This window comes from Segeticoccus rhizosphaerae (assembly GCF_005222685.1).
Classification (GTDB): domain Bacteria; phylum Actinomycetota; class Actinomycetes; order Actinomycetales; family Dermatophilaceae; genus Segeticoccus; species Segeticoccus rhizosphaerae.
The window spans coordinates 224781-248092 of record NZ_SWMA01000001.1 but is presented as its reverse complement, the minus strand read 5'-3'; the positions used below and the strand labels follow the sequence as shown (position 1 = coordinate 248092).

The window sequence follows — 23312 nt, the reverse complement described above, 5'->3', positions numbered from 1 at the left end:
ATATGGGAGTCGGCTGCTCCGAGCGGCCAACAGGCCCTCGGGCAAAGTGGTCGGCGACGGCCAGCTCCCGAGTCCCCGGTCGGCACCATCCCGCCGGGCGAGCCACCTCGACGAATCGTGTAGTGACGCCACCGTAGAGGCAAAAGCCTGTGGACGTAGGTCGATTCCAGGAGATTGGTGCCGTGGCTCCCGTACGGGGTGATCAGCGCTTGAGGTCGCTGCGGTCCCAGCCACGTCGGGTCGGAGCCGAGCCCAGTCGTCCCTCCGGCTTGGCGCGGTAGACGATGTAGGGTCGCCACAGGTAGCCGATCGGCGCGCTGAAGACGTGGACCAGCCGGGTGAAGGGCCACATCGCAAAGAGGAAGATGGCGATGAACCCGTGCAGCTGGAACGTCAGCGGTGCCGCGGCCATCAGGTCGGGGTGAAGGCTGAACCGGAAGATCCCACGGAACCAGATCGACACGCCTTCGCGGTAGTCGTATTCACCGATGACCTGTCCGACGGTGTTGGCCAGACCGAGCAGGATGACCACTGCAAGCACGAGGTACATCGCCTTGTCCATGCGGGTGGTCGCACTGAACACCGGGCCGACGGTGCGGCGCCGGTAGATGAGGATGATCATCCCCACGATGGTGCAGAAGCCCGCGACCGCCCCGATCGTGATCGCCATCAGGTGGTAGAGGTGGTCGGAGATGCCGACCGCCGAGGTCCAGGACTTGGGTACGCCGAGTCCCATGACGTGGCCCAGGAACACGAAGAGGATGCCGAAGTGGAACAGCGGGCTGCCCCAACGCAGCAGCCGCGACTCGTAGAGCTGGGACGAGCGGGTGGTCCACCCGAACTTGTCGTAGTGGTAGCGCCACCAGTGACCGAAGACGAACACGGCGAGGCAGACGTAGGGCCACACCACCCACAGGAGGATGTCGAGCGTCGACGCGCCGCTCATGACCCGCTCCCTCGTCCGGCCATGGCCAGGTCCGTGTAGGGATCGAGGCCGACCTCCTCGGCGGGCGGTCCCTGAGCGACCAGCTGGGCCACCGCGTCCCGCTCGTCGCCGCGAATCGTCGGCAGCGTGGTCGAGATCGCGTCCAGGACACCGACGTAGGCCGATCCGCGATCGCGCAGGGCCAGCCGCAGCAGCTCGAACCCGGCACGGTTCTCCAGCAGGAGTCGGCGCCCCTCGGCGAGGTCCACCGTGGCTGCGAACTCGAGGACGACCGCGAGGTGGTCGGGCAGCTCGCCCTCGTCGAGGACCACCCCGCCCCGGCGGTAGGCCGACTTGAAGTTGAGCAGCGCCATGCCGCGGTTGCGCGTGTCGCCGTGGGCGTAGTAGGTCAGGTAGAGGCAGCAACGGCGACGCAGGTCGAAGGTCTCGACGTAGTCGGTCTGGACCTCCACCGCGGGCACCGACTCCAGCCGATCGAGCACCAGGGCGAGTCCCGCCCGAGCGTCCGCGGGCTGCTCGGCCGCCACGGCCCGCAACAGCGGGAGTCGGCCCAGCACCGCGTCGTCGGGATACTGCAGCAGCAGCGAGGCGGCCTGGTAGAGCGCGGCCGTCCGGTCGTCACTCATCGACGTCACCCTTCCGCTTGCGGGGGAACAGGCCCCGCGGCATCCCCTGGCCGTCCCAGTTGAGCAGGTTGACCCGCCGATGCTTGTCCGGTGGTCCCCAGCTCTCGTCCGACGTCTGCCTGGTGCGCAGCGCCTGCAGCGTCTCGACCGCGATCGGCTGGGACTGCTCGCCCGACCCCTCCCCGAACGGTCCGGAGACGCCTGCGTAGTCCTGCTCCAGCCCGTCGTCCACGTTCGCCACGGCGCACTCGGTGACGAGTTCCTCCAGCTGGTGCGCCTGTTCGCTGTGAGCCGGTGGTATGACGTAACGCTCGTCGTAGGGCGCAAGAGCCAGCAGGCGGTACATCTCGTACATGTCCTCCTCGCTCATCCCGACACCCGCGGGGATCTCCGGCCGGGGGTCACGGCCGAGGTTGAGGTCACGCATGTAGGAGCGCATGGCCGCGAGCTTGTGCAGCACCCCGGTCACCGGCACCGTGTCGCCGGCCGTGAAGAGCTCGGCGAGGTACTCCACCGGGATCCGCAGGCTCTCGATCGCGGCGAAGAGCGTGTCCACGTCCTCCGCGTCCACGCCGGTCTCCTGGACCTGGTCGACCACGGGCGACAGCGGAGGGACATACCAAACCATCGGCATGGTGCGGTATTCCGGGTGCAGCGGCAGCGCCACCTCGTAGCGGTTGATCAACTTCCACACCGGCGAGCGCTGCGCCGCTCGCACCCAGTCGTGAGGTATGCCGGCCGCCTCCGCCTCGCGCTGCACCTCCGGGTCATCCGGGTCGAGGAACACCGAGCGCTGGGCGGCGAGCAGCTCGTGCTCGTCCTCGGTGGAGGCCGCGTCGAGTACGCGGTCCGCGTCATACAGCACCAGCCCGATGTAGCGCAGCCGCCCGACGCACGTCTCGGAGCAGACCGTCGGGATGCCGACCTCGATGCGGGGAAAGCAGAACGTGCACTTCTCCGCCTTGCCCGTCTTGTGGTTGAAGTAGACCTTCTTGTAGGGGCAGCCGGTGACGCACTTGCGCCAGCCACGGCACTTGTCCTGGTCGACCAGGACGATGCCGTCCTCACTGCGCTTGTAGATCGCCCCACTCGGGCAGGACGCGGCACAGCTCGGGTTGAGGCAGTGCTCGCAGATGCGCGGCAGGTGGAACATGAAGGTGCGTTCGTACTCGAGCTTGATCTCGTCCGACACCTTCTTCAGGATCGGGTCGTTCTGGGTCACGTTCGGGGCTCCGCCGAGGTCGTCGTCCCAGTTGGCGCTCCAGCTGATCTTCATCGGCTGGCCGCTGATCAGCGAATACGGTTGCGCCACAGGCGTGTGCTTCGTCAGCGGCGAGGAGATCAGCGTGTCGTAGTCATAGGTCCACGGCTCGTAGTAGTCCTGGATCGCCGGCATCGTGGGACTCGAGAAGATGGTGACCAGGTTCTTCAGCCGGCTGCCGGCGCGCAGCCGCAACCGGCCCGTCCTGGTCAGCCGCCAACCGCCCTGCCACCGTTCCTGGTCCTCGTAGGTGCGCGGGTATCCCTGCCCGGGCCGCGTCTCCACGTTGTTCCACCAGACGTATTCCACCCCGCTGCGGTTGGTCCACGCCTGCTTGCACGTGACGCTGCAGGTGTGACACCCGATGCACTTGTCGAGGTTCATCACCATCGCCATCTGCGCCATGACCTTCACCGGTACTGCACCTCCTGGCTGCGCCGGCGGATGACCGTGACCTCGTCACGCTGGTTGCCGGTGGGGCCGATGTAGTTGAACGCGTAGCAGAACTGGGCGTATCCGCCGATCAGGTGGCTCGGTTTGACGAGGACCCGCGTGGCAGAGTTGTGGATGCCGCCCCGTTTGCCGCTCGCCTCGGCGAGCGGCACGTCGATGACCCGGTCCTGCGCGTGGTACATGTACACCGTGCCGCGGGGCATCCGGCTCGTGACCACCGCGCGGGCCACGACGACCCCGTTGCGGTTGACGGCCTCGATCCAGTCGTTGTCCTTGACACCGATGGACTCGGCGTCCAGGGCGCTCATCCAGATGTTGGGCCCGCCCCGGGAAAGGCTGAGCATCAGCAGGTTGTCCTGGTACTCACTGTGGATGGACCACTTGGAGTGGGGCGTGAGGTAGCGCACCGTCAGCTCGGTCGCGCCGCCCTCGCCGAGCTGCGGCTCACCGAACAGCTGGTGCATGTTGAGTGGCGGTCGGAAGGTCGGCAGCGCCTCCCCCATCTCGTGCATCCAGTCGTGGTCGAGGAAGAAGTGCTGCCGTCCGGTCAGCGTGTGCCACGGCTTGAGCCGCTCGGTGTTGATCACGAACGGCGAGTAGCGGCGGCCACCGTGCTCACTGCCCGACCACTCCGGCGACGTGATGACCGGCGACGGTCGGTTCTGTGTGTCGGCAAACGTGATCCTGCTGCCGGCATGGTCCGACGACAGGTCGGCGAGCTCGGTCCCGGTGCGCGCCTCGAGCTGCCGGAAGCCCTCCGTCGCCAGGCGTCCGTTGGTCGTGCCGGACAGCGCGAGGACGGCCTCGCACATGTCCTTGTCGGTGGCCAGCGAGGGTCGGCCGGCGCCGGCGCCGCGGTGCACCGTGCCGGACCGTTGCCGCAGCCACTCCACCTCCTGCTCGGGGTGGAAGGTCACTCCCTTGGTGGTCATGCCCAGTTCCTCGACGAGCGGGCCCACGCTGGCCATCTTGTCCGCGATGGCGGCGTAGTCCCGCTCGACGATCACCAGCTTGGGCATCGAGACGCCGGGGACCGGTTCGCACTCGCCGGCACGCCAGTCACGGACCTCCCCGGTGGGGTTGGCGATCTCGTCGATGGTGTCGTGGGCCAGCGGCATCGCCACGATGTCGCGGCGGGTGCCGAGGTGGGTGGCCGCCAGCTGACTGAACGACCGCGCCAGTGCATGGAACGCGTCGAAGTCGGTGCGGGTCTGCCACGGCGGTGGGATCGCCGGGCTGAACGCGTGGACGAAGGGGTGCATGTCGGTGCTCGACAGGTCGAACTTCTCGTACCACGTGGCCGCCGGCAGCACGATGTCGGAGAACAGCGTGGTGCTGGTCATCCGGAAGTCGAGGGTGAGCAGCAGGTCCAGCTTGCCGTCGAGCGACCCGTCCTCGTTGTCCCGCCAGACCATGTCCTCGCCGCGCTGGCCCTCCGGCGCCTCCGTGGCGCGCACCGAGGCGTCGGTGCCGAGCAGGTGCTTGAGGAAGTATTCGTTGCCCTTCGCGGAGGAGCCGAGCAGGTTGGAGCGCCAGACAGTCATCACCTTGGGGGCGTTGCCCGGCCCATCGGGATCCTCTGCGGCAAAGCGCAGTCGGCCCTCCTTGAGCTCCGAGACCACGTGCTCGCGCGGATCAGCCCCGGCCGCCTCGGCCTCGTCCACGAGGTCGAGCGAGTTGCGGTCGAACGTGGGGTAGGACGGCATCCAGCCGAGCCGCGCCGACATGGCGAGCAGGTCCGCCGTCGACTTGCCGGCAAAGCGGCCCGAGCCGAGGGGCGAGGCGAGGGCAGACGCCTCGAAGGCGTCGTAGCGCCACTGACCCGTGTGCAGGTAGAAGAAGCCGGTGCCGATCATCAGTCGTGGTGGCCGTGACCAGTCGTTCGCGGTCGCCATCTGCGTGTAGCCGGTGAGCGGTCGGACCTTCTCCTGTCCCACGTAATGGGCCCAGCCCCCGCCGTTGACCCCTTGGCAGCCGGTGAGCGTGGTCAGCGTCAGGAAGGCCCGGTAGATCAGGTCGGAGTGGAACCAGTGGTTGGTGCCGGCTCCCATCAGGATCATCGAGCGGCCGCCGGAATCGATGGCGTTCTGCGCGAACTCGCGGGCGATCCGCGTGGCCTGGGCCGCCGGCACCGAGGTGATCTGCTCCTGCCAGGCGGGGGTGTAGGGGGCAGGGTCGTCATACCCCTCGGGCCACTCGCCGGGAAGGCCGACCCGGCCCACGCCGTACTGCGCGAGCAGCAGGTCGTAGACCGTCGTCACCAGCTTGCCGCCCACCTCGCGCACGGGCACTCCGCGGACCAACGACTCCGCCGAACCGTCCGGCTCGTCGAACCGGGGCAGCAGCACCGGCACCGACTCGGACCGGGATGCCTCCCCCTGACCGGCCTGGTCGTCATACAGGCTCAGGGTCGGGTCGACGTCGCCGAGGTCGAGGTTCCAGCGCCCGGCACCCTGCTCGCCGTAGCGGAACCCGAGCGAGCCGTTGACCACGGTGGGTGCTCCCGCTGCGTCCAGCAGCACCGTCTTGGATCCGGCGTTCTCGGCCTGCGCCTCCTCGCCGCCGAGCTCTGCCGCCGTCAGGAAGCGACCGGGGACCCGGGTGCCGTCGGCACGCTCCTCAAGGGTGACCAGAAAGGGCAGGTCGGTGTATTTCTTGCAGTATGACGTGAACTCGTCGGTCGTGCGGTCGACGAAGAACTCCTTGAGCACGACATGGCCCATCGCCATGGCGAGGGCTCCGTCGGTGCCCGGGTGCGGTCGCATCCACTCGTCGGCGAACTTGGTGTTGTCGGCGTAGTCGGGCGACACGACGACGACCTTCTGCCCGCGGTAGCGCGCCTCGGTCATGAAGTGGGCGTCCGGGGTGCGGGTCACCGGGACGTTGGAGCCCCACATCACCAGATAGCCCGCGTCCCACCAGTCGGCCGACTCGGGCACGTCGGTCTGGTCGCCGAAGACCTGTGGCGAGGCGACGGGGAGGTCGGCGTACCAGTCGTAGAAGGACAGCATGGTCCCGCCGATGAGGTTGACGAAGCGCGACCCGACGGCGTGCGAGATCATCGACATCGCGGGGATCGGGGAGAACCCGGCCACCCGGTCCGGCCCGGCGGTCTTGACCGTGTGCACATGGGCGGCCGCGGCCATCTCGACGGCTTCCTCCCAGGTGCACCGCACCAGGCCGCCCTTGCCACGGGCCGCCTTGTAGCGGCGCGACCGCTCCGGGTCCTCGACGATGTCCGCCCAGGCGAGCACCGGGTCGCCGGTGCGGGCCTTGGCCTCGCGGTACATCTCGAGCAGGAGGCCGCGCGCGTAGGGGTAACGCACCCGGGTGGGTGAGTAGGTGTACCAGGAGAATGCGGCGCCGCGGGGACAGCCGCGCGGCTCGTACTCGGGGCGGTCGGTGCCGATCGACGGGTAGTCGGTCTGCTGCGCCTCCCAGGTGATGATCCCGTCCTTGACGTAGACCTTCCACGAGCAGGACCCCGTGCAGTTGACCCCGTGAGTCGAGCGCACCACCTTGTCGTGGCTCCACCGGTCGCGGTAGAAGCTGTCGGCCTCACGCCCACCCGTCTTGTGCAGCGTGCGCAGGTCGTCCGAGACCAGGTCGCGCCGGAAGAAGCGACTCGTGCGCAGGATGGCGTCGGTGACACCGTCGTCGAGGCCGGGGCTGCCCGGGCCGGGGTTCTTGGCGGAGGTGGTGGTCACCGGCACGTCCCTTCGTTGGCCCTACCTAGCGGTTTACCAGTCAAGATGTCAGAGATCGCTGTTCGTATCGGTCAGGGTGCCAGATGCAGACTCGTCCGTGGCGGGCAGGGCGTCACCTCCGTGCCCGAAGACGCGCCAGGTGAACAGCGCCACCGTGGCGCAGGCCAGGGCCAGCAGGAACAGGCCCCATTGGTAGCTCCCCGTTGCTCCGTAGATGCTGCCCATCACGAGCGGGGGCACGAATCCGCCGAGTCCGCCAGCCGCCCCGACCACGCCGGTGACCGAGCCGACAGCGGCCGGTTCCACCAGGCGGGACACCAGCGCGAAGACGGCGCCGGCGGCAGCGCCGAGCAGCATCGCCAACCCGAGGTAGGCCACCGTGCCCGCGGGCAGCAGCTGCAGCTCGAACCCGGCGAGGAGCGCGAACAGGCCCGAGCCGACGAAACACACCAGCAGCACGGGGACGGGGTGGAACCGGTCCGACAGCCACCCGCCGACCGGGCGGGCCACGACCGCCAACACGACGAACCCGGCGGTCCGCAGTGCTGCGTCACCAGCGGTGAGGCCGTAGGCGTTGATCAGGTTGGTGGGCAGGTAGACGCTGAACGCCACGAAACCGCCGAAGCCCAACGCATAGAGCAGGGCCAGCTGCCAGGTCACCGGGCGGCGCAGGGTGGCCCACACCCCGGCCAGTGCTGAGCCTCGGCGCGAGGTGGGACGGCCCGGAGGGTTCTCCAGGAGGAACCACGACGCCACGGCGAAGACGGCCAGCACGACGGCCACGATGAGGAACGGGGCCGCGCTGCCCAGCGCGTCGCTGATGTGCACCGTGGTGAAGGCGGAGACGGCCGTCCCCACCGTTCCGGCGCCGAAGATGCCGATGGCCGTGCCGCGCCGCTCGGGCGGGAACCAGGCGTTGACGAACGGGACGCCGACCGCGAACGTCGTGCCGCCGATGCCGAGGAAGAAGCCGCCGACCAGCAGTGCCGCGTAGGACGTGCCGAAGAGTCCGGTGAACAGCACCGGCAGGATCGTGATCGCGGCCAGCAGCGGGAACATCACTCGAGCGCCGAAGCGGTCGGTCAGCACGCCCGCCGGGATCCGGCCGAGCGAGCCGACCAGGACCGGCACCGCGACGAGCAGCGAGGTCTGCAACGGGCTGAGCGAAAGCTTGTCGGCGAAGTGGCTGCCCAGAGGACTGATCAGGTTCCACGCCCAGAAGGTCACGGCGAAGCCCACGGTCGCGAGCGCCAGCATCTCCCACGGGCGCCGCGATCCGGGCGCAGTGCTCGTCATCTCGCCTCCTGCTGAACTTCTCCCGGCGCGGGCCCTCGCGGCCCCGGCGAGGGTGGTGGGCCCCGCCGTTCGGGACACCATGCCATCCGGCTCGGGCAAAGTCACGAAGTCACGTTGCCTCCCGCGGGTTGCGGCGTTCGGGACATCACGTTGCTGCGTTCTGGGCACAGACCCCTCCTTGTCGATGCTGTCGAATCTAGGAGAGACGAGCCGGCCCCAGAAGGGACCATCGTCCCGGCCCGGTGGCCCTGGGACGTGGCGTCAGTCACCTTCCGAGCTGGCCACACCCTGCGGTCCGGTCACGGCGGGCGGGACCGGCCCGGCACCGGTCCGACGCACCACGGACACCACATTGTTGACCACCGCTACGAGGGGCACCGCGACGAACGCCCCGAAGATGCCACCGAGCAGGGTGCCCGCGGTAACCGTCACCAGGATGGCCAGCGGGTGGATCTGCACGGCCTTGCCCAGGATCCACGGATTGAGCAGGTTGCCCTCGAGCTGGACCGTGAGGATCAGGGCGATGACCATGATGAGGGCGAGCGTGGGCCCGGCGGTCACGAGAGCGATCAGCGCGACCACGGCCCCGGCCACGATGATGCCGATGAGCGGGATCAGGGAGCCGAGGAAGAGCAGCACGCCGAGCGGGACCACCAGCGGCATGCCGGCGACCAGCATGATCACCACCATCGTCCCGGCGTTGATCACCGCCAGCAGGATGAGGCTCAGCATGTAGCGGGTCAGGGTCCGCCATGCGACGGCGCCGGCGGCCTCGGTGGGCCGGCGGGCACCGGCGGGGACGATGCGCACGAACCAGTTCCAGATGGAACCGTTGTCCAGGAGCAGGAACAGCAGGGCGAACAGGCAGAAGAGGGCACCGGACAGGACACCGAGCGCGCTGGTGGCCGTGGCGAAGAAGCCGGAGACCAGCGAGCCCCGGTTGCCCCGGAGGGTGTCGCCGAGCTGGGTCGTGTACTGGTCGACCTGCCGCTGGGACAGGTCGAGCGGCCCGGTCACCAGCCAGGTCCGGATCGAGTCGCCGGCCTGTGCGATCTGCTCGTCGATCGTCCCGTAGCTGCTGGTGATCTGCGTGACCACGAACCACCCGGCCAGTCCCAGGACCGCGCAGCCGAGAACGAAGACGACGAGCGCCGCCAGCGGCCGCGGCACGCGGTGCCCGTTCAGCCACGCGACCGCGGGCTGCAGCAGCGAGCAGAACATGATCGCGATGGTGACGGCGACGGTGACGAGGGCGACCCGGTCCAGCAGCCAGACGACGACGAGGACGGCCGCCGCCACCGCGAGGAAGCGCACTGCCCACGCCGAGGCCACTCGCAGGCCCCAGCTGACGCTGTCGGAGGGGCGGCGTTGGTATGCCGGGTGATCGCCGCGCTCCCGCGCCGGCTCCTCCAGCCCCTCGAACCGGTGGTTCCTCACGCAGGGGCCTCCACAAAGGATCGAAGGCGGGAGTCCCCGCGAGATATCGGAGGCCGGGGTCCCCGCACAGTATCGGAGGCCGGGGTGCTCTTCGTGGGGCGCGTTCTCATGCCACCACTGTGGCAGCAGCGCGGCCTGCGGTGCGACCAGAGAACAGGCAGCCCCCGAGGAAGGTGCCCTCCAGGGAGCGGTAGCCGTGTACCCCCCCGCCGCCGAAGCCGGCCACCTCGCCGGCCGCGTAGAGCCCTGGCACCGGTGCGCCGTCGGGGCTGAGCACCCGCGAGGACAGGTCGGTCTGGATCCCGCCGAGGGTCTTGCGGGTGAGCACCCGCAGCCGGACCGCGATCAGCGGGCCGGCAGCCGGGTCGAGGATGCGGTGGGGTGCCGCGGTGCGGATCAACCGGTCGCCCCGGTAGTGCCGAGCCCCGCGCAGCGCGGCCACCTGGAAGTCCTTGCCGAACGGGTTGTCCAGCTCGCGGTCGCGTGCGACGACCTGCCGCTCGAGCTCGGCCGGGTCGAGCAGCGGCTCCGGCGTCAGCCGGTTCATCCCCCGGACCAGCTCGGGCAGGGTGTCGGCCACGATGAAGTCGGTGCCGCGGCTCTTGAACGCCTCCACCGGGCCGGGTGCGCCCGGCCCGACACGCTTCAACAGCAGTCGCAGGTCCCTGCCGGTCAGGTCCGGGTTCTGCTCCGAACCGGACAGCGCGAACTCCTTCTCGATGATCCGCTGGGTCAGCACGAACCACGAGTGGTCGTGCCCGGTGCTTCGCAGGTGGGCGAGCGTGCCGAGGGTGTCGAACCCCGGGTAGAGGGGCGCGGGCAGCCGTCGCCCCAACGCGTCGAACCACAGCGACGACGGGCCGGGCAGGATCCGGATCCCGTGGTCGGGCCAGACGGGGTCCCAGTTCTGGATCCCCTCCACGTAGTGCCACATCCGGTCGCGGTTGACCACGCGGGCGCCAGCAGTCTCGCTGATGGCGAGCATCCGCCCGTCGACGTATGCCGGCACCCCGGTGAGCAGGTCCGTCGGCGCAGTGCCCAGCCGCCGTGGCCAGCTCGCCCGGACCAGGTCGTGGTTGGCGCCGATGCCACCCGACGTCACCACCACCGCCTGGCCGGTCAGCTCGAAGTCGCCGACCTTGTCGCGGTTGCTGCGCACACCTCGCGGCTCATCCGCCTCGGCGAGCACCGTGCCTCGCACGCCGGTGACGACACCGTCGGTGACCACCAGCTCATCGACCTGGTGGCGAAACCGCGTCCTGAGCAGGCCGCGGTCCGAGGCGTGCCGCGCAGCGCGGACGAAGGGTTCGAGCAGCCCCGGCCCGGTGCCCCAGACGATGTGGAAGCGCGGGACGGAGTTGCCGTGGCCGCTGGCGCTGCCGTCACCGCGTTCGGCCCACCCGACCACCGGGAAGAAACGCACGCCGCGCTCGCGCAGCCAGCTGCGCTTCTCTCCGACAGCGAAGTCCACGTAGGCCTGTGCCCAACGGCGTCCCCAGGAGTCCTCGTCTTCGCGGTCGAAGCCGGCGGTGCCCTGCCAGTCCTGCCAAGCGAGCTCGTGGCTGTCGTGGATGCCCATCCGACGCTGCTCCGGCGAGTCCACGAGGAACAGGCCCCCGAACGACCAGTAGGCCTGGCCGCCCAGGTTGCGCCACGACTCCTGGTCGACCAGCACGACCGAGCGACCGGAGGCGACCACCTCGGCGGCGGCCACCAAGCCGGCCAGACCGGCGCCGACGACGATGACGTCCGCGTCCACTGGGTGCTCCGATCGTCGTGACGGGTCGTCCCCGGAGGCTACCGGCTCGGATGCCCCGCTTTAGCATGGCGGGCGTCATGAGCAGTGACGACAGCCCGAGGACACGAGCGCAGCGAGGCCCGCAGGGCGGAGGAGCGCGACCATCGAGATGAGCGAGCCCGAGCAGAAACGCCCCGGGCGCCCGGCCCTGCGGCGTCGCGCGTCCCGCGTCGCCGCCGTGCTGGTCCTGGGGGTCGCGGGTTTCCTCGGTGGGGTCGGCACCACCAGCATCCTGCCCACGACCGTGCAGACCCAGCACTACGAGGCTGACGTGCGGCTCTCCCCGCTCCCGACCCAGGCGTCGACGCTGCACAGCCCCACGACGTTCGGGGACATCGACCTCGAGTTCGGTGGATGGGCACCGGCGCCCGGGATCGACGCGCCGGTCCAGCTCAAGGCCAGCGTCACCGAGTTGTTCAACCAGCGCCCGGTCTCGCTCGACCTGCTCGAGCCCGCACCGCACGAGGTGGACGACGCCCTGCGCTCGGCGATCATCCAGCTGGGCGCCAAGTTCGTCGGGGGGGCGCTGCTGACCCAGGTGGTGCTGCTCGGGCTGTTGGCCGTGGGACGCCGGGCGAAACCGACCCGGGTCCAGGCCGTGATCGCGGTGATCGCGACCACCGGCGCGGTGCTGGTTCCGGCGGGTAGCGCCTGGTATGCCTACCGTCCCGACAACCTGGCGGCCTTCAAGACCACCAGCCTGCTGGGCACGGTGCGCAGCAACGCCGGGCTGCTCGCCGACGTGCGGGTCCGCGCCGAGCAGGCCACTCCCTACGTGCAGAACCTGCTGGCCCTCTCGCAGGCGCTGCAGGAGAAGTTCGTGCCGCAGGAGCTCGACAAGCCGGCCGCGGCCCGCTTTCTGCTCGTGTCGGACATCCACGGCGCCAACCAGTACCCGATCATGAAGAAGATCATCGAGGACGAGCACATCACCGCCGTGATCGATACCGGCGACCTGCTCAACTTCGGCAACGTCAAGGAGGCCGAGGTCGCCGGACTGTTCCAGTCCATCCAGAGCCTGCCGGTGCCCTACGTCTTCGTCCGTGGCAACCACGATGCGAGCAGCCCGCACGACCAGTCACTGCTGCAGCGGATGGCGCGCATCCCCAACGTCATCCTGCTGGAGCCGAGCCCGGAGCACTACACCGAGGTCGACGTCCACGGGATCACCATCGCCGGGTTCAACGACCCGCGGTACTTCGGCGACGACAACAAGAACAACGACCAGAAGCAGAAGCCCGCGATCGCCGCCTTCAAGCGGGTCTTCCAGGACCGCCACCCTCGTCCCGACATCCTGATGTCCCACGAGCCCTCCGCGGTGGAGGCGGTCAAGGCCGGGCAGTTGCGGATCAACGGGCACATGCACGTGGCGGAGGTCCAGGGCAACCGGATCCAGATCGGCACCTTCACCGGAGGTGGCACGGTGAGCCACTTCCTGACCGGCGCCACGACGAACGACCAGAACGGCGGCCACGACGAGGGAGAGCTGACCGGCCAGCCCTACTCCTTCGACATCGCGGTGTTCGGCGAGAACTGCAGCCTGCAGTCCCTCACCACCTACACCTACCGCAACCTCATCCAGGGCCGCCCGGTCTACGACGACGTCAGTGTCGTCAACGGCAAGACGATCGCGAACGCGCCGGCGGAGGGACGCACCTGCAGTCCCTCGATGGGCGTGAGCAAGCAGGAGGTCGACGCCGACGAACCGCCGCAGGAGACGCCCTCGACCACCCCGGTTCCCCCGATCACCCCGACCGTGCCGGTGAGCCCGATCTCGCCGGTGCCGTCACCCTGACGTCCCCCGCCGTGCGATGCGGCGCGGCGCGGCGAAGGACGGGCCTCGGCCCGGCTACGAGCACTCCGCAGCCCGGCCGAGGGGGAGCGTGGCCCGGACCTCATGACGAGCGCGCCGGTGTCGCCCTTCGCCGAGGTGCGACTCGACCAGCTTCAGCTGCAGCGCGGTCCAGGTGGGGCCGTCGTAGGACTCCAGGATCCGCAGCCAGCGGGTCGCCTCGGTCCCTCGGGGGACCCTGGCCACCGTGAGGTGCGGGTGGAACCGTGAGCCGTCGACGACTGATCCCGAGGCCACGGCGGCGTGGCGTGACCGCGTGGCGAGTCGCCCCAGCACGGCCCCGGCGTCGTCCGGCACCCCCATCCACAGCACCTTCGCCCGCGCCGCGTGCGGGAAGGCCCCTCCCCCACGCACCCGCAGCTGGAAAGGCGGCTGCTTCCGAGCCGCGTCACCGAGCCTCTCCACGAGCTCGTCGAGCCGGTCCTCGTGGACCTGGGGCAGGAAGGCCAGGGTGAGGTGCCACTGATCCGGGTCGGTCCAGCGCAGGTCATGATCGGCAGCCCGCCTGGGCTCGAGGAACTGGTCCAGGTCGTCCAGCACCTCCTGCGCAGGACGCACCGCGACGAACATCCGCATCACGAGGTCGCGACGTCGTCCGCGGTCGGGACCGGCTCGGCCGCCACCAACCAGCGCAGGCCCCCGACCGCGCACCGACCGCCGAGCGGCACGACCGTGCGTTCGGCCACCGGCTGGTGCGGAAGCCCCAGCGGCACGCGGGCCCAGGCCGGGAGCAGGCCCACCGCTGCCGCCGACACCAGGGCGTAGGGCAGCCGGGCGCGCCGGGACAGCGGGGTGTCGCGGAGCAGGAAGCGTGCGACCTCCCGGGCCTCTGCCGTGCCCTCGAGCTCGGGACGGAAGCGCTCGAGGTCGGCGTCCAGCTCGGCCCGCGTCCCCGGCACGTCGACGGCGCCGAGCTTGCGCGCCACCGTGGCGGTCTGGGCCACGTAGGTGTCCGCCTCGGCCGCGGTGAGCGGCTGCCGGCCGTAGCGCTGGTGGGCCCGCAGGAAGCTGTCGACCTCGGCAACGTGCACCCAACTGAGCAGGTGCGGGTCGTCGGCCCGGTAGGACCGGCCGTCGGGAGCGGTGCCCGTGATGTGGTCGTGCACGGTGCGCACCCGCGCGATGGCCCGTTCGGACTCCTCCTCGGTGCCGAAGGTCGTCTGGGCGATGAAGGTGCTGGTACGCGCCAGCCGTCCCCATGGATCACTCTGGTAGCCGGAGTGGTCCGCGACCGCGGCCATGGCGAGCGGGTGCAGCGACTGCAGCAGCAGCGCACGGAGCCCACCGACATACATCGAGGTGTCGCCGTGGACCCGGCGGATCGGGGCGTCCGGGGGAAACCATCTGGGCCCGGGAGTGCCGTGGATGCGCTGCCGGGTCCCCTCGCCGTCCTCGCCGGCCACGAGTGCGAACACGTCTTGCGCCAGCCGCCGGCGCACGGCACCGATCACCCGCATACCCCCATTGTCCCGCACGCGCCCGGGAGGCAGTCGGCCGGGCGGACACGTAGGCTCGATGCATGACGCGGATCATGGCCGTGCGCGGTGTCCTGCCGCAGCACCGCTACGCGCAGGCCGAGATCACCGCCGCGTTCGCCGGCGTGGTCGCCGCGCACGGAGCGGACGGCGCCCTGCTCCAACGGTTCCACCGCAATGCAGGGGTCGACTCACGGCACCTGGCGCTGCCGCTCCCGGAGTATGCCCGGCTCGCCGACTTCGGCGAGGCCAACGACGCGTTCCTGCGCGAGGCGGTGGAGCTCGGCAGCCGCGCGATCACGGACGCGTTGGAGGGGGCGGGCCTGCGTCCGGGCGACGTCGACCTGGTGACCTGCACGACGATCACCGGCCTTGCGGTGCCGTCGCTCGAGGCCCGCATCGCCGCCCGACTCGGCTTGCGCGAGGACGTGAAGCGGATGCCCCTGGTCGGGCTCGGCTGCGTGGCCGGTGCTGCGGGCGTCGCACGGGTGCACGACTACCTGGTCGGCCACCCCGACGACGTGGCGGTTCTGCTGTGCGTCGAGCTCTGCTCGCTCACGATCCAGCGCGACGACACCTCCACGGCCAATCTGGTGGCCAGCGGCCTGTTCGGCGACGGGGCCGCCGCCGTGGTCGCGGTCGGTGACACCCATCCCGGTGCCGGAGGGGCCCCGCGTGGCGAGGCCGGCCCGGCACGGCCGTCGGTGCTGGCCAGCCGGAGCCGGCTCTACCCCGACACCGAGCGGGCCATGGGCTGGGACGTCGGCGCCACCGGTCTGCGGATCGTGCTGGGCGCCGAGGTGCCCGACCTCGTGGAGCAGTTCGTGGGCGATGACGTGGAGAAGTTCCTCGCCGACGTCGGCGTGCGGCGCGACCAGGTCGACTGGTGGGTCTGCCACCCCGGAGGCCCCAAGGTGCTCGAGTCGATGCAGAAGGCGCTCGGGGTGGATCGAGAGGCCCTCGCGGTGACCTGGGACTCGCTCGCCCGCATCGGCAACCTGTCGTCGGCCTCCGTGCTCCACGTCCTCGCGGACACGCTCGCGGGACGGCCGCCACGGCCGGGCAGCTACGGGCTCATGCTGGCGATGGGTCCGGGTTTCTGCCTCGAGCTCGTCCTGCTGCGCGGCTGAGGTCGCCACCGTGGGCAACACGAGCGAGGTCCTGTTCACCGTGCTCGTGGCCCTGGTCGGGGTCGAGCGGCTGGCCGAGCTGGTCGTGGCGCGGGCCCACTCTCGTCGCAGCCTCGAGCGTGGGGGGATCGAACGCGGGCGCAGCCACTACCCGTTCATGGTGGTGCTGCACACCGGACTGCTGGCCGGCGCGCTGGCCGAGGTGTGGTGGCGACGGCCCGACTTCGTCCCCGCCCTGGGCTGGACCGTGCTCGTTCTCGTGGTGCTGGCCCAGGGCCTGCGCTGGTGGTGCATCGCCACCCTCGGTGACCGGTGGACCACCCGGGTCATCGTCGTGCCGGGGTTGCCCCTGGTCCGTGGCGGCCCCTACCGGCTGATGCGCCACCCCAACTACGTCGCCGTGGTCACCGAGGGGTTCGCGTTGCCGCTGGTCCACTCGGCGTGGGTGACCGCCCTGGTCTTCACCGCGCTCAACGCCGCGCTGCTCGCCGTCCGCATCCGGGTCGAGGACGCGGCCCTCGCCGAGGCCGAGGGCGCCGCATGATCGACCTGCAGGTGGTCGGCGGAGGGCCGGCCGGTCTGGCGACGGCGCTGTATGCCGTCCGGGCGGGACTGTCGGTGGTGGTCCACGAGCCCAGGACCGGCCCGGTCGACAAGGCCTGTGGCGAGGGGCTGATGCCGGCCGCGGTGACCGCGCTGGCGGACCTCGGCATCGATCCGAAGGGCGCTCCGCTGCGGGGCATTCGCTACCTCGACGCGGGGCACTGCGTCGAGGCGGTCTTTCGATCCGGCCCCGGCCGAGGGGTCCGCCGCACCGTGCTGCACGCCGCCCTGCTGGAGGCGGTGGCCGGGGCGGGGATCGAGATCCTCCACTCCCCTGCGCGCAGCGTCAGCCAGGACCACGCGGGCGTCGATGTCGAGGCGGCCATGGCCTCGCGCGGAGCGGTCGGCAGGAGCACGTCACGGTCGGTGCGGTCGCGATACCTGGTCGCGGCCGACGGCCTGCATTCCCCCCTGCGGCGACAGCTCGGCCTCGAGGCACAGGCTCTGATCCCCCGCCGCTTCGGTTTGCGCCGGCACTTCCGGCTCGAGCCCTGGACCGACCGGGTCGAGGTGCACTGGTCGGGCGACACCGAGGCCTACGTGACGCCCGTGGCGGCGGAAAGCGTCGGGGTGGCCCTGCTCACCTCCCGGCGGGAGGGCTTCGACCAGCAGCTGCGCGCCTTTCCCGCACTGGTCGAGCGGCTCGGGGGCACGGCATACGGATCCGACGAGCAGGGCGGGGCACGAAGCCCGGTGCGCGGTGCCGGCCCGCTGCGTCAACGGTCGCGTCACCGGGTGGCCGGGCGCGTGCTGCTGGTGGGCGACGCGAGTGGCTACGTCGACGCGCTCACCGGTGAGGGGATCGCGCTCGCGCTGGCGCAGGCCCGGGCCGCGGTGAGGGCGATGGTCGTGGACGATCCGCACTCCTACGAACGCCGCTGGCGCAGTGTGACCTGGCGTCACGCCGCCCTGACCCACTCCTTGCTCGCCGCCTCCCGGGTGGGGCCGGTGCGCCGTCGCCTCGTGCCCTGGGCGCAGGCCCGCCCCGGGGCCTTCGCCTGGGCGGTCAACAGCCTGGCCGCCCCAAGTGCTCCGCCCGCGACGGTCACCACGACCTGATTCGTGCTATAGGCTCCCTGCGTAGTTGCAGTGCTTGCACGTCCCGTCCGGCTGAGTCAGGCCAGTCCTGCCCAGACGGCGTTCCCTCGGGAGGCGGCGCACGATCACCGCGACGCGCGGGCCCCACTCCGGGGGTCCGTCCGAACGCTTCACGAAGGAAACAGATTCATGGCAACAGGCACGGTCAAGTGGTTCAACGCCGAGAAGGGCTTCGGCTTCATCGCTCCCGAGGACGGGTCGGCTGACGTCTTCGCGCACTACTCCGCGATCCAGTCCAGCGGCTACCGCTCGCTCGACGAGAACCAGAAGGTGGAGTTCGACATCACCCAGGGCCCGAAGGGCCCGCAGGCGGAGAACATCCGCCCGCTCTGATCCTCGGCGCCCGCCACGGGCACTGACTCAGCATCGAACGCCCCGGCCACCACGGCCGGGGCGTTCGTGCGTCGGTCACCAGAGCAGTCCGTGCTGGGCCAGGTCCGCCTCCACCTGCAGGCGGTCGATCGAGCGCAACGGCGAAGCCTGGGGCATCGGCAGCTCCAAGGCGGTGCAGCAGCACCGCAGCGTGTCGTCGTAGGCGAGACCCACGGCCTGGAGTCGGTGCGCCTTCGCGGGGAGGTTCGAGCGCTCGATGCGCCGGTAGTCGCGCTCCAGTCGCCGCAGGTCGTCCACCAGCCGCTCCAGACTGGGGCCCACCACCGGGGGGTCCGGCTCCCGGCGCAGCAGGCGGAGCGCACGACCAGACGGGCGGGGAGGATGACGCAGCAGGCGGTCGGCCAGCCAGAAGGTCAGGGCAGGCGCGACACAGCACAACGCGTAGAGCACCAGCACCGGCATGATTCCTCCACGGTCCGCACGGCACCTCCATCGTCCCACCCCGGCGCGGGGAAGGCGAGGGCGTTTCGCGCGGGGAGGCCCTCAGCTGCCGAGGGCGCGCTGACCGGATCCGGCGGCGGCCATCGTGTCGATGACCACGTCGATCGGGGTCGTCTTCGCCAGCAGCCTGACCTGCTGGCCGTCGGCGGCGTGCTGCACATCGCTCGACTGCTCGGCGGTGAAGAGCAGTACCGCCGGTGACGGCTTCAGCGCGATCAGGTGCGGCAGCACCTCCAGCCCGTCCATCACCGGAAGGTCCACATCGAGCAGGACCACGTCCAGCACATGGTCCCGCGCCGCCGCCAGCGCCTGCTCACCGTCGCTGGCCACGAGGGTGTGCCCGAACCGGGAATCTCCTTCGAGCAGGCTCCATAGCACCCGTCGCAGGGGCTCGTGGTCGTCGACGATGAGGGCCACCAGTGCGTCCTCGGAGCGCCGGTAGGCCGGTGTCTCCTCGCGGCGCCCCGGGACCGGTTCAGGGTTGAACTGCCGGCGCCCTCTCAACACGAGCGTGAGGGCGAAGGTCACGATCACGGCGAGGAGGATCCATCCTCCAAGCACGTAGACCCACGTCATCCGATTCTCTCCTGGCGATCACGGTGTCGATCATCATGGTGTCGAGCCCTGTCGAGCCCTGTCGAGCCCTGTTGAACCCTGTCGAGCCCTCTCGAGCACGGTGGAGCACGGCAGTGACCATGACGGTTCCCTCTGCGGTCCCGCGTGAGGGTACCGCCATTGTCCTCCTCGGCGCTCCTTCGCCCCAGCGCGGCTTCAGCCGTGTCGAGCAGGCTCGGGCCCGAGCGGGCGGGGCACCTTCGCCGGGCGGCACACGTTGCCTCACCAGCCGGCCCTGACGGACCACCCCGGCGCGCACCCCACTCCCGCCCCCCGTCCGCGAAGGAGCGACCACCATGGAACAGCCGGGCACGAGCCTGCAGCGCAGACAGGGGGTCGACCTGGTCCCCGGCGAGCGCCTCGGGGACATCCTCGAGCTCCTTGACGACCTGTCCGTGATCAACCGCGCCAGCGAGGGACTGCTGCAGCAGGTGCAGTCCCTGACCGGACTGCGCCTGGGTGAGCTGCAGAGCCTGCTGTCGGTCTCCCAGGGTGCCGAGCACGTCCGAGCCGTCGCGGCGGCGACCGGGCAGGTCGACGAGGCCGCGACCGCCACCATCGAGTCCCTCGTGGGACGCGGTCTCGTGGCGCGGCACCGCCACCCGAGTGCCCCGGCGGGCGCCGCCCCGCAGCTGCTCCACGTCACCGACCTCGGCGGCGCCGCGCTGCAACAGGCCGAGGGCATCCAAGTGCGGGTGCTCGAGGCCGTCGTCCTCGCCCTCGGACAGCGGCAGACCAGCCAGCTGCGCACCAGCATCCAGGCACTGGCAGCGGTCATGGACGGCGGCCAGGAGACGCCGCGGCCGAGCCTCGAGGCAGTTCCGGCTGCCACCGACGACACTGACGACACTGACGACGCGGCGGACCTGGTGGAGACGGCGGATCCGGGGCCGGCCGACTGGCCACCAGACATCCGCACCTGCTGAGCAGGGGCGGCCGGGTCACACTCGCTCAGCCCTCGTCGACGTCTCCCGCCTCGTCCCGTTCGTCCCGGTCGGCCCACTCCAGCAGGCTGTCCAGCGCGTATGCCGTGTCGTCGATGTCGGCGTGCAGGTCGCCGCGCCGCGCGAACCGCTCCGGCACCGTCGCGATGGTGAGTTCACGCGGCTGCACGTCGTCCACCTCGTCCCAGGTGATCGGCGTCGAGACCGTGGCGTCGGGAAACCCACGCACCGAGTAGGCGGCGGCGATCGTGTGGTCCCGGGCGTTCTGGTTGTAGTCGACGAACAGCTTGCGCGGGTCCCTGTCCTTGCGCCACCAGGTCGTCGTGACGTCGTCGGGCGCCCGGCGCTCCACCTCCCTGGCGAAGGCGAGCGCGGCGCGACGCACGTCGTCGAATCCCCACCGCGGCTCGATGCGCACGTAGACGTGCATCCCCGACCCTCCGGAGGTCTTCGGCCACCCCACGATCCCGAGTTCGTCGAGCACCTCGTGCACGACGTGCGCGACCCGTCGGACCGTGTCGAACTCGCAGTCGGGCATCGGGTCGAGGTCGATCCGCCACTCGTCGGGGCGCTCGGTGTCGTCCCGCCGGGAGTTCCACGGATGGAACTCGACCGTGGACATCTGCACGGCCCAGATGACGCTGGCGAGCTCCGTGACGCACAGCTCGTCGGCATACCGGTCGTAGCGGGGGAAGTGGAGGCGGACGGTCTCCACCCAGTCCGGGGCACCACGAGGCAGCCGCTTCTGGTGGACCTTCTCCCCCTCGATGCCCTCGGGGAAGCGGTGCATCATGCAGGGGCGATCACGCAGCGCGCGCACGATGCCGTCGCCCACGGCGAGGTAGTAGCGCGCGAGGTCGAGCTTCGTGGCGCCGAGGGCGGGGAAGTAGACCCGCTCCGGGTTGGAGATCCGCACGGTGCGCTCCCCGACCTCGAGCTCGATCGCCGGAGACGACCCTGTCCTGGCTGCCATGGCACCCAACCTACGCGGCCATGTGCATGACCTCCCAGAGGTGACCGTCGGGGTCCTGGAAGCTCCACCCGTACATCGTGCCGTCCTCCATCGGGTCCTGGGAGGAGCGCCCTCCGGCCTCGAGCGCGGTGGCGACGAGCCGATCGACCTCGTCGCGGCTCTGTGCCGAGATGCAGAGGATGACCTCACCCCGTGAGTCGGGCTGGGCCACCGGCGCAGGGGTGAACGTCGCGAAGAAGTCGCGGGCCAGCAGCATGACGTAGGCCTCGTCGCTGACGACCATGCAGGCAGCCCGGTCGTCGGTGAACGCGGTGTTGAACTCGAAACCCAGGCGGGAGAAGAAGTCGATGGACCTCGTCAGGTTCGACACGGGGAGGTTGACGAAGATTGTGCGAGCCATGGCTGGGGCACCCTCTCGGTGTAGTGGCGTCACCCCACCACGTTCGATGGGGTCCGGTGCCCATACAGACCGCTCCGGCACGGGAAGTCATCGTCCCCCTGGTCATCCGCGAGAACCCCCGGTCGGAAGCGATGAGTTCTGGTGGCCGGAGGAGTCCACCAACCAGAGCACGAGCCGTAGAGTGGACGAGGACCCAGGAGGCCCACGTGAGCCAGACCACGAGCACGCCACCCCAGAGCACGGACACGCCACCGGTGGATCTTGACGAGTTCCCTCGGCTGGCCGACCCCTACCGCCGCGAGCTGACCGCGCACTGCTACCGGATGCTGGGCTCGGTCCACGACGCCGAGGACCTGGTGCAGGAGACCTATCTGCGGGCGTGGCGGTCCTACCACAAGTTCGAGGGACGCTCCTCGATGCGCACCTGGCTCTACCGGATCGCCACCAACGTCTGCCTGACCGCGCTCGAGGGCCGCGCGAAGCGGCCCCTGCCCACCGGGCTGGGTGCGCCCGGCAGCGATGCCGCGGACCCGCTCGTCGAGCGTGCCGAGGTGCCGTGGCTGGAGCCGGCACCGGAGTCCGTGGTCGGGAGCATCTCGGCCGACCCGGCCGAGGTGGCCGCCTCCCGCGAGACGATCCGGCTGGCCTTCATCGCGGCCCTGCAGTACCTCCCGCCCCGGCAGCGCGCCGTGCTGGTCCTGCGCGATGTCCTCAGGTGGCGGGCCGCCGAGGTGGCCGAGGCCATCGGCACCACGACGGTCGCGGTCAACAGCACCCTGCAGCGGGCCCGCAAGCAGCTGGCCGATGCCTCGCCGCGCGAGGAGGCCCTCGCCGAACCCACCTCACCGGAGCAGCGGGAGCTGCTCGACCGCTACGTCACCGCGTTCTGGGAGAAGGACGTCGACGCCATCGTCGCGATGTTCACCGACGACGCCGTGTGGGAGATGCCGCCGTTCACCGGCTGGTACCAGGGCGCCGAAAACATCGGCCGGCTGATCGGCGGCCAGTGCCCCGGCCAGCGCGAGGACATGCCGATGGTCGCGACGACCGCGAACGGCCAGCCCGCCTTCGGCCTCTACATGCGGACGCAGGACGGCACGTTCGCGCCGTTCCACCTGCAGGTCCTGACCCTCACCAAGGACGGGGTCAGTCACGTGGCTGCGTTCTTCGACACGTCGCTCTTCGCCACGTTCGGCCTCCCGGACCGTCTGCCGGCGGGGACGCGTCCGGGCGCCTGAGCCACGTGCCCACCGGTCGGACCGCCTCGCTGGAGGCGGCCCTCGCCCTGCTCGAGCGGTCCATCGGCTACACGCGCGGCTCCTTGGCGCTCGTGACACCGCGGCTGCTGGACCGGCCCACACCCTGCTCCGACTGGGACCTGCTGGCCCTGCTGCGTCACATGGACGACTCGTTGCAGGCCCTGCTCGAGGCCACGGACCGGGGGTATGTCGCCCTGTCACCACCGGGAGACGGCGAGCCGGTCGGCCTGCTGCTGGAACGGATCCGGACGCGGGCCTGCTCGGTGCTCGGAGGATGGACCCACCAAGACGGCGCGGCCCTGGTGTCCATCGCCGGTTCTCCCCTGTCGGCAGCACTGACGGCGACCGCCGGGGCGCTGGAGGTCGCGGTGCACGGTTGGGACGTCGCCACCGCCTGCGGCCACGACGCCCCCCTGCCCTCCGCGCTCGCCGAGGAACTGCTCGACCTGGCTCCCCGACTGGTCACCGACGCGGACCGTCCGGCTCGGTTCGCCCCGCCGGTGACGCCCTCCGGGTCACCGAGCGACCGGCTGCTGGGATTCCTCGGGCGCAGGAGCCCCCCGGAGCCGGGCGGGCGGTTGGGCGACGCGCCGACCTGAGTCACG

General features: G+C 70.6%; 21 protein-coding genes. 8 read left to right on the top strand and 13 right to left on the bottom strand.

What is annotated here, in order from left to right; all coding sequences use genetic code 11:
* Nucleotides 1-202: 202 nt before the first annotated feature.
* The 7 genes from narI to FCN22_RS01090 form a co-directional block, all read right to left on the bottom strand.
* Nucleotides 203-946: a respiratory nitrate reductase subunit gamma gene (gene narI / locus FCN22_RS01120; protein ID WP_137119683.1), complete on the bottom strand. Its 744-nt coding sequence runs from the start codon at nt 944-946 to the stop codon at nt 203-205.
* Nucleotides 943-1572, bottom strand: a complete 630-nt coding sequence (gene narJ / locus FCN22_RS01115) for a nitrate reductase molybdenum cofactor assembly chaperone (protein WP_137119682.1) — start codon at nt 1570-1572, stop codon at nt 943-945. Before narJ ends, narI begins: the two co-directional genes overlap by 4 nt.
* Complete coding sequence (gene narH / locus FCN22_RS01110) at nt 1565-3247, bottom strand: nitrate reductase subunit beta (protein WP_137119681.1); 1683 nt, start codon at nt 3245-3247, stop codon at nt 1565-1567. The genes narJ and narH overlap by 8 nt, the downstream gene beginning before the upstream one ends.
* The gene (locus tag FCN22_RS01105; RefSeq protein ID WP_137119680.1) at nt 3244-6993 is read right to left on the bottom strand and encodes a nitrate reductase subunit alpha; all 3750 of its coding nucleotides are present in this window, start codon (nt 6991-6993) and stop codon (nt 3244-3246) included. The genes narH and FCN22_RS01105 overlap by 4 nt, the downstream gene beginning before the upstream one ends.
* Nucleotides 6994-7041: 48 nt before the next feature.
* Nucleotides 7042-8289 (bottom strand): MFS transporter, encoded by a 1248-nt coding sequence (locus tag FCN22_RS01100; protein ID WP_137119679.1) that lies wholly within the window; start codon nt 8287-8289, stop codon nt 7042-7044.
* Between the two features lie 261 nt (nt 8290-8550).
* Nucleotides 8551-9726: an AI-2E family transporter gene (locus FCN22_RS01095; RefSeq protein WP_162308094.1), complete on the bottom strand. Its 1176-nt coding sequence runs from the start codon at nt 9724-9726 to the stop codon at nt 8551-8553.
* 106 nt (nt 9727-9832) lie between these two features.
* Complete coding sequence (locus FCN22_RS01090) at nt 9833-11485, bottom strand: FAD-binding dehydrogenase (RefSeq protein ID WP_137119677.1); 1653 nt, start codon at nt 11483-11485, stop codon at nt 9833-9835.
* A 148-nt stretch (nt 11486-11633) separates the two neighbouring features.
* Between FCN22_RS01090 and FCN22_RS01085 the strand changes: the two genes are divergently transcribed.
* Nucleotides 11634-13319 carry a metallophosphoesterase family protein gene (locus tag FCN22_RS01085; protein WP_137119676.1) on the top strand — a complete coding sequence of 562 codons (1686 nt, stop codon included), beginning with the start codon at nt 11634-11636 and terminating at the stop codon, nt 13317-13319.
* 54 nt (nt 13320-13373) lie between these two features.
* On the opposite strand, the gene thpR is transcribed toward FCN22_RS01085, so the two are convergent.
* Complete coding sequence (gene thpR, locus FCN22_RS01080; protein ID WP_137119675.1) at nt 13374-13952, bottom strand: RNA 2',3'-cyclic phosphodiesterase; 579 nt, start codon at nt 13950-13952, stop codon at nt 13374-13376.
* Nucleotides 13952-14833, bottom strand: a complete 882-nt coding sequence (locus FCN22_RS01075) for an oxygenase MpaB family protein (protein WP_137119674.1) — start codon at nt 14831-14833, stop codon at nt 13952-13954. The genes thpR and FCN22_RS01075 overlap by 1 nt, the downstream gene beginning before the upstream one ends.
* Nucleotides 14834-14895: 62 nt before the next feature.
* On the opposite strand from FCN22_RS01075, the gene FCN22_RS01070 reads away from it, so the two are divergent.
* The 4 genes from FCN22_RS01070 (at nt 14896) to cspE (ending at nt 18015) form a co-directional block, all read left to right on the top strand.
* The gene (locus tag FCN22_RS01070; RefSeq protein ID WP_137119673.1) at nt 14896-15981 is read left to right on the top strand and encodes a type III polyketide synthase; all 1086 of its coding nucleotides are present in this window, start codon (nt 14896-14898) and stop codon (nt 15979-15981) included.
* Nucleotides 15982-15991: 10 nt separating this feature from the next.
* Nucleotides 15992-16525 (top strand): isoprenylcysteine carboxyl methyltransferase family protein, encoded by a 534-nt coding sequence (locus FCN22_RS01065; RefSeq protein WP_137119672.1) that lies wholly within the window; start codon nt 15992-15994, stop codon nt 16523-16525.
* On the top strand, nt 16522-17643 hold the full coding sequence (locus FCN22_RS01060; RefSeq protein ID WP_137119671.1) for an NAD(P)/FAD-dependent oxidoreductase: 1122 nt from the start codon (nt 16522-16524) through the stop codon (nt 17641-17643). Before FCN22_RS01065 ends, FCN22_RS01060 begins: the two co-directional genes overlap by 4 nt.
* 168 nt (nt 17644-17811) lie before the next feature.
* Entirely contained in the window at nt 17812-18015 is a 204-nt protein-coding gene (gene cspE / locus FCN22_RS01055) for a transcription antiterminator/RNA stability regulator CspE (RefSeq protein WP_137119670.1), read from the top strand.
* Nucleotides 18016-18090: 75 nt separating this feature from the next.
* Here the strand turns inward: cspE and FCN22_RS01050 are convergent, their stop codons facing one another.
* Both FCN22_RS01050 and FCN22_RS01045 read right to left on the bottom strand, forming a co-directional pair.
* Nucleotides 18091-18477, bottom strand: a complete 387-nt coding sequence (locus FCN22_RS01050) for a hypothetical protein (RefSeq protein ID WP_137119669.1) — start codon at nt 18475-18477, stop codon at nt 18091-18093.
* Nucleotides 18478-18558: 81 nt separating this feature from the next.
* Nucleotides 18559-19092, bottom strand: coding sequence for a response regulator (locus tag FCN22_RS01045; protein ID WP_137119668.1), 534 nt, complete (start codon nt 19090-19092; stop codon nt 18559-18561).
* Nucleotides 19093-19427: 335 nt separating this feature from the next.
* On the opposite strand from FCN22_RS01045, the gene FCN22_RS01040 reads away from it, so the two are divergent.
* Nucleotides 19428-20057 carry a winged helix DNA-binding protein gene (locus tag FCN22_RS01040; RefSeq protein ID WP_137119667.1) on the top strand — a complete coding sequence of 210 codons (630 nt, stop codon included), beginning with the start codon at nt 19428-19430 and terminating at the stop codon, nt 20055-20057.
* Between the two features lie 25 nt (nt 20058-20082).
* On the opposite strand, the gene ligD is transcribed toward FCN22_RS01040, so the two are convergent.
* Complete coding sequence (gene ligD, locus FCN22_RS01035; RefSeq protein WP_137119666.1) at nt 20083-21048, bottom strand: non-homologous end-joining DNA ligase; 966 nt, start codon at nt 21046-21048, stop codon at nt 20083-20085.
* 10 nt (nt 21049-21058) lie between these two features.
* On the bottom strand, nt 21059-21448 hold the full coding sequence (locus FCN22_RS01030; protein WP_137119665.1) for a VOC family protein: 390 nt from the start codon (nt 21446-21448) through the stop codon (nt 21059-21061).
* Nucleotides 21449-21654: 206 nt separating this feature from the next.
* On the opposite strand from FCN22_RS01030, the gene FCN22_RS01025 reads away from it, so the two are divergent.
* Nucleotides 21655-22686, top strand: coding sequence for a sigma-70 family RNA polymerase sigma factor (locus FCN22_RS01025; protein WP_274381525.1), 1032 nt, complete (start codon nt 21655-21657; stop codon nt 22684-22686).
* A 5-nt stretch (nt 22687-22691) separates the two neighbouring features.
* On the top strand, nt 22692-23306 hold the full coding sequence (locus FCN22_RS01020) for a TIGR03086 family metal-binding protein (RefSeq protein WP_137119664.1): 615 nt from the start codon (nt 22692-22694) through the stop codon (nt 23304-23306).
* Nucleotides 23307-23312 lie beyond the last annotated feature (6 nt).